The 5,954-nt window shown below is 59.3% G+C and carries 4 protein-coding genes; 3 read left to right on the top strand and 1 reads right to left on the bottom strand.

Going from position 1 to position 5,954, the window contains the following annotated elements; translation table 11 throughout:
- Positions 1 to 70: 70 nt before the first annotated feature.
- Positions 71 to 1,012: a LysR family transcriptional regulator gene (locus FO013_RS22010; protein ID WP_143924704.1), complete on the bottom strand. Its 942-nt coding sequence runs from the start codon at positions 1,010 to 1,012 to the stop codon at positions 71 to 73.
- 186 nt (positions 1,013 to 1,198) lie between these two features.
- Between FO013_RS22010 and FO013_RS22005 the strand changes: the two genes are divergently transcribed.
- The 3 genes from FO013_RS22005 (at position 1,199) to FO013_RS21995 (ending at position 5,643) form a co-directional block, all read left to right on the top strand.
- Entirely contained in the window at positions 1,199 to 2,308 is a 1,110-nt protein-coding gene (locus FO013_RS22005) for a PrpF domain-containing protein (RefSeq protein WP_260848331.1), read from the top strand.
- 85 nt (positions 2,309 to 2,393) lie between these two features.
- Positions 2,394 to 3,515 (top strand): Bug family tripartite tricarboxylate transporter substrate binding protein, encoded by a 1,122-nt coding sequence (locus FO013_RS22000; protein WP_143924703.1) that lies wholly within the window; start codon positions 2,394 to 2,396, stop codon positions 3,513 to 3,515.
- Positions 3,516 to 3,546: 31 nt separating this feature from the next.
- On the top strand, positions 3,547 to 5,643 hold the full coding sequence (locus FO013_RS21995; RefSeq protein ID WP_186293275.1) for a tripartite tricarboxylate transporter permease: 2,097 nt from the start codon (positions 3,547 to 3,549) through the stop codon (positions 5,641 to 5,643).
- Positions 5,644 to 5,954: the final 311 nt, after the last annotated feature.

Genomic DNA, 5,954 nt, shown 5'->3' with positions numbered 1-5,954 from the left:
GTTTGGAGTACCGCCCCTCTTCAGTTACTGCGTGAGGCTGAAAGAATCAGCGCTGCTGGTCCCCGAACGGTCAGTATTGACTATTCGGGGGAGTGGAATCACCTTGATGGCGTCCTTTGACACTTTCGATCAGAGTCGTCCGGAAAGCCATCTCGGCTGGTGAGTAGACACGTTCTTCGCGTTGCCCGACCATGATCCTGCGTACTGGGGCAGCCTCGCCGAGACTGAGCAGTTGAACTCCTGGGTGTGGGACGTCAACTGCGCTCATCGGTGCCAATGCCACGCCGATTCCCGCGCTCACCATCGCTTGGGCCTCCTGATAGTCATTGGCGTACATCGCGATCGATGGGTGGAAGCCAGCTGCGGTTGCTGCTCGATCGAGGACTTCGACAACTGGATGGTTCTGCGCCCGTACAACCCAGGATTCAGCCGCAAGGTCGCCCATGCTGACGCTTTTGACGTCAGCCAAGCGATGATGGCGAGATACGAGGACGACGAAGGATTCACGGAAGAGTTCGTCGATCCGTATGCCTTCTGCGGTTAGGGGTCTCCATGGATGGTCCCAGAGCAGAGACAGATGAGTCTGGCCTCGTTCCAGGTCGTTGACCAGCTGATCGAGTCGTGTGCTGCGGATCGACAGCGTGACGGAGGGATATTGGCTCTTGAATCTCTCAATGACCACGGGAAGGAACGAGGACGCCACTGTGGGGAACGCTCCGATGACCAGCGAGCCCCGACGTCCGTGTGTCAGATCGTCCAGATCAGCTTGAGCTGCGTCCATGCGGCTGAGGATCTTGCGCGCGTGTGCCGCCAGAATCATTCCGGCCTCGGTCGGGACCACCCCGCGTGAGCGCCGCCGTAGAAGGGGCTGGCCAGTCTCCTGCTCGAGCCTTCGTAGCTGTTGGGAAGCCCCAGAGGTTGTGCCGCCGAGCAGATCAGCGGCGGCCGTGATCGACCCGGTGTTCACAGTCTGGACAAAGATCTCCAGTCTTTTCGTGTCAAAAGTCGCCATAAATGAAGCATACCTTTAACGCTGTGCGCATTCTTTGCATAGCAGTAATTCGGCGCGATGAGGTACCTGTTCCTGCGCGTCTTCCGCGGATGCTTTCGGTAACGGATATAGGAATTAAGAATAAGTGCAATCAACTTTATTATTTGAACATTGTGCTTCATTCATTTCCTCGTCACGATAAATGGCATGATGAAGGCCCTGGAGGAATCCACAGAGAGAATGGTCAACGCGCGGTGGATGCGTGGAGGTACCAGCAAGTGCTGGGCTTTCGACGCCGAGGAGTTGAACAGCTTCGGGATTGAGGTCGATGTACTTTTGCCTCGGATCTTCGGCAGTCCGGACCCACGCCAATTGGATGGCGTTGGAGGAGGGACGTCAACGACGAGCAAGGCCCTGATCGTTGAGCGAAGCTCAGATGATGATTGCGACATTATTTACACTTTTGCTCAAGTCAGAATCGATGAGGCGCGTGTCGATTGGGGCAGCAACTGCGGGAACTGCTCGGCAGCCGTTGGGCTCTATGCGATAGAGCGCGGCTGGGTCGAGATCCGCGGCGACGTTACAGAGATACGCACTCGCAATACCAACACGGGCCAGATCATCATTCAGTCCATTCCGACTCCGGGTGGCCGTCTGCCGGCTGAGGGAACCGAGACGATTCCTGGTACCGTTTTCGCCGGCCACAGGGTGGATCTGGGATTCCTGTCGCCCGAGGGGATGACCACAGGTGCGTTGCTGCCCGCTGGAGAGCCCCGTACCTCGCTGGCGATTCCGGAAAGACGGCAGGTGACCGTGAGCTTGATTGATGCAGGAGCGCCTCTGGTGATGATCAATGCGAATGATCTCGGTCTCGAATCGACCGAATTCGATCGTTGGCCATCACTTATTGAGGACCGACTTGGCGAGCTCGAAGACTTCCGCCGCAGTGCCGCCGAGGCAATGGGTCTGGCGAGCCCCGGCGAGGAAGCAGAGCGGGCCGTGCCGAAGCTCGGCATCGTCGGCGCCACTGCATTGCCTGACGCGGATATCCAAGTGCTCATGTTGTCAATGGGCAAGCCCCACCCGGCCATGCCGATCACCGGCAGCGTCGGCGTGACGATTGCGGCGTTGACTCCTGAGACGACTGTGGCACAGGCGTTACGGGGTCCCGTTTCGGATGCGGTTCGTATCAGGATTCCTTCGGGAGTGCTCAAGTCGAATGTGTATGACCGCAAAGATGGGCGAATCGTCACGGTGCGACGCACTTCGCGCACTTTGGCCCTCGCGCAGCTTCCGGTGCCTAACATCGACGACTAGCGGCTGTCGGGGGTCCTCCGGCGAGCAGATCGCTCCGGACCCGGCGAACAGCGAAGTTCAATTCATCCGCGAAAGGAACAGTGCAATGCAGCACTTCTTCGAATCAAACGTCTCGCGTCGGAAGGCGTTCAGCATCGGTGGCTTCGGCGTCCTCGCCGCCCTGGCAGGATGCGCGCCGGCTCAGACGGCGTACCAGCCCTCGGGCAAGGGGATCGTCGACGTCGTCATTCCGTACTCGGCAGGCGGTGGCACCGATACCTGGGGACGCTTCATTACGCCCTATTTCGCTGAGCAGCAGAAGGGCGTGGATCGCTATCAGATCGAGAACATTCCCGGCGGCGAGTCCATCACTGGGACCAACGCCTTCGTGGGGGCCGACGTTACTGACGGCCGGCAGACCCTCGTCGCTTCGGCGACGACCTACTTTCAAAGCATGTTGGGACAAAGCACTGTCGAATTCGACTTCACTGAGATGGAGCCGCTCGCGCTCAACGGCACCGGCGCGGTTCTGTGGACGAGTTCAGACAGCGGGATCACATCAATCGAGGATCTCTTCAGCAACAGTGAGGCGTATCGCTACGGAGGAATGTCCGCATCAGGCCTGGATCTGATTCCGCTTCTGGCTCTCGAATCCCTGGGCGCGAAACTGCGCGGAGTGTTCGGCATGGAAGGGCGCGGACCAACTCGGCTGGCTGTGCAGCGGGGGGAGGCAGATCTGGACTTCCAAACGACATCGGCCTATCTCAAGCAGGTTCAGCCGCTCGTTGATGTAGGCAAAGCCGTCCCCTTGTTCTCAATCGGCAGTCTGGTCGACGGCAAAGTTGAGCGCGACCCCAACGTTCCGGATATTCCCACCATCACCGAGATATTCGCCGAGAAGTCCGAATCGAAGAAGCCGACTATCCATGAGGCTGCTGCCTTTCGGGCACTGCAGGCATTCGTTGTCCCTGGCTTCTTCTACCAAAAGGGCCTGTGGGCCAACGCTGGCACCGACCCCGCTGTGATTGATCAGTACACCCGGATGGTCGAAGCTCTCAACGCAGACGACGAGTTCGCGGAAGAAGCCGGTGAGGTACTGGGCGGATACGGCCTTGTGGCCGGAAGCGAAGCACGAGACGAATTTCGGGCAGCAATGAAGCTCGATGATGACGTGCTCTCCTTCACCAAAACATTGCTCAGCGACAAGTACGGCGCAGTATTCGACTGAAACAGTCGACAATCGAATTGAGGTAGCAAAGATGCTTGAAGCAGCACAGGAGGCCCTTGTGGCCTTTGCGGACCCCACGATGCTCATCTACCTAGGAGTGGGCGTCGTCGTCGGCATCGTCATTGGGGTGATACCCGGGTTGGGCGGTACCGGAGCAGTCGCGGTACTGCTTCCTTTCGTCTTCGTTCTGGAACCGAACCAGGCGATTGCCATGATCATCGGTGCAGTGGCGGTGGTCCACACCTCGGATGTCATAACCTCGGTGGTGTTGGGAATACCCGGATCCGCCGCGGCCTCGGTGTTCCTACTCGATGGTCATGAGATGGCGAAGAAGGGGGCAGGCGGTCGTGCTCTGTCGGCGAGCTTCATCGCCTCGATGGTCGGGGGTCTCATTGGCATCGTCGCACTGACCCTAGTCATCCCCATTGCCACTCCGCTAGTGACCTCCTTCGGCTCCCCGGAGATCTTCGGGCTCATCGTCATGGGCGTCTTTCTGACGGCCCTTCTGTCCAAGGGCAACATCGTCAAGGGGCTTCTCGTCTCCGTGTTTGGCCTGGGGCTGGGGCTGGTGGGTGTATCCCCGGTCTCTGCGGAATACCGATATACCTTCGGATCGGAGTTTCTTACAGACGGCATCGGCCTGGTGGCGGCGGCATTGGGGATCTTTGGCCTCGCTGAGATCATCGATCTGGTGGCCAAGAAGACCGCTGTCTCCGATGGCAAATTCGATCTGGGGCGTGGGTGGCGCGAAGGTGTCAAGGACATCGTCCGGTACAAAGGCGATGTGCTTCGCGGTTCGGCTGTCGGCGTGGGCGTCGGGATCCTACCGGGTGTGGGGTCGACTGCAGGCTCATGGCTGTCCTATGGGCAGGCTCAGGCCTTCGCCGCACGGAAGAAGAATTCGAGATTCGGGAAGGGCGACCCGCGCGGAGTCATAGCTCCTTCGGCAGCCAGCAACGGCATCGAGTCCGGTGCGCTGATCCCGACTCTCCTGTTCGGGGTGCCTGGCGCCGCGCCATTCGCTCTGCTGCTTGGGGTGCTACTCATTTTCGGAATCCAACCAGGGCCGACCCTGATCACCAACGATCTTGATCTGGTCTATTTCATTGTGTGGGCGTTCGCGATCGCCAGTGTGTTCGGCGCGGCCCTGTCGTTCTTCCTCGCCCGTCCGCTGGCGCGGCTGAGCTTCGTATCCTTTCCCCTGCTGGCAGCCACCCTGATCCCGGTACTCTTCCTCAGCGGATTCCAGGAGCCGCTCAACCTCAGTGTGTTCTATCTGATGTTCCTCCTCGGGATCATCGGCTGGATCTGCAAGGTGGCGAATATTCCGCGCGCACCGTTCCTCATTGCGTTCGTGCTGGCCGAGCCTCTTGAGCGCTATTATTTCCTCACGATTAACGCCTTTCCCGGCGGGGAGTGGGCGATGCGACCAATTGTGCTGATCATCGCGGGGATCTTGGCCGCTTCGGTTGTGATTCCGCTGTTCCGTAACCGTAAGCGCAAATCAGTTGAGACCTTTGAGCCTTCCGCGGTCAGTGTCTCGGGGCAGAAACCTGCTACGAACTACGGTTTTGACACCTTGAGCGGCGAGGCAGGAGGAGCGACGACGTCATCGTCTCCGACATCTGATGCGGAGGACTCGGCGCCCGAACATGACATCCAAATGTCGGAGAAGTCCGACATGCCTGTCCCCGGCTTTGTAGAGTTGTTGGTATCCGGATTGGCATTGGCGTTCTTCATCGCAACGGTGGTGCTCGCGGTGGACTTCTCGAGCAATGGCCGACTGTTCCCGCTCGCAGTGGGAATAGTGGGAATACTCCTCGCCCTGTTCAGCGTATTTCGTGACGCCTTGCAAATCCGGAAATTCGGATTCGGTCGTTTCGACGACATGTGGCAGAAGCGACTGAAGATCGTCGGTCTCTCTGCGCTGTGGATACTCGGGTACATTTGGGTGGTTTTCGTCCTTGGGATGCTCATCGGTTCCGGGCTCTTCACCTTCGTATTCCTCCTGGCGGTGGCCCGAACGAAGATACTCACCGCTCTCATCTATTCCGGCTGCCTCTTCGGCGTGCTGTGGCTCCTTGTCGAATTTGCGCAGCTGGTGGCACCCACGGGGTACTTCTTCTGAGGATCTGAACTTCCCATGGCGGACACAACCTGGGGTCGGAATTGCGTGGGACGATTGTGCAGTCTCACCTGAACGGGGTTGGGTGACGAGCATGGACCATGAGCATCTCGCTGTGCCCGCCGAGGCCGGGCTGGTAGGGAGACTGGGGTAGAGACTCCACACCAGCCGGGGTCGAGCCCCTTGAACACCGACTCAGTCGGCCGAGGGACCGGGAACCTGGTATTGGGACGGGTGGCTTGTCTCGGCCGCCACCGCCAGGCGGTGGCCGTTACGCAATGACGACAGCGTAGAGGCATGCAAGAGGGGCGGTA

The sequence above is a fragment of the Brevibacterium aurantiacum genome (assembly GCF_007558825.1).
GTDB classification, from domain to species: Bacteria; Actinomycetota; Actinomycetes; order Actinomycetales; family Brevibacteriaceae; genus Brevibacterium; species Brevibacterium aurantiacum_A.
This window is presented reverse-complemented; position numbering and strand designations above follow the sequence as displayed.